Origin of the sequence: Streptomyces sp. NEAU-YJ-81, from assembly GCF_017592595.1 — a bacterium.
GTDB lineage: Bacteria > Actinomycetota > Actinomycetes > Streptomycetales > Streptomycetaceae > Streptomyces > Streptomyces hygroscopicus_B.
In genome coordinates, this window is record NZ_JAGFNO010000134.1 from 1 (window position 1) to 558 (window position 558).

At 65.6% G+C, this 558-nt stretch carries 1 protein-coding gene and 1 pseudogene; one reads left to right on the forward strand and one right to left on the reverse strand.

Annotated features, from left to right (window positions below; all coding sequences use genetic code 11):
- Positions 1-219 (forward strand): annotated as a pseudogene (locus tag J5X86_RS50260) (transposase); the annotation flags it as partial.
- Between the two features lie 86 nt (positions 220-305).
- Here the strand turns inward: J5X86_RS50260 and J5X86_RS50265 are convergent.
- On the reverse strand, positions 306-558 hold a 253-nt coding region (locus tag J5X86_RS50265; protein ID WP_208523245.1), incomplete at its 5' end, for a biotin/lipoyl-containing protein.

Below are 558 nucleotides of genomic sequence, written 5' to 3' on the forward strand. Positions count from 1 at the left end.
GCACAGCCGACACATCGGCGTCCGCATCGCCCGCAAAGGAATCGACTCAAGCGAGCGACTGGGCCGCCGAAGGTGGGTGATCGAGCGCACGATCTCCTGGCTCACCGGCTACCGTCGGCTGTCACCCGTTACGAGCGTCACCCACGCAACTACCTTGCCTTCCTCGGCCTCGCCGCCGCCCTCTGCTGCTACAAACGCCTCCTCAAACTGATCATGTAGGACACGGTGTAAGCCTGCCGAGGACAGCGGAAGCGCCAGTCAATCCTGGGACTTACCTCCGAGTGGAGCCACAGCGATCATTCCTGTCAGTCCTTGATCTCGCAGATGACCGCGCCCGAGGTGATGGACGCGCCGACCTCGGCGGTCAGGCCCTTGACGGTGCCCGCGCGGTGGGCGTTGAGGGGCTGTTCCATCTTCATGGCTTCCAGGATGACGATGAGGTCGCCCTCGGCCACGGTGTCGCCCTCGTTGACGGCGACCTTGACGATGGTGCCCTGCATGGGGGAGGCCAGGGCGTCGCCGGAGGCGGCGGAGCCGGACTTCTTGACCGCCTTGCGC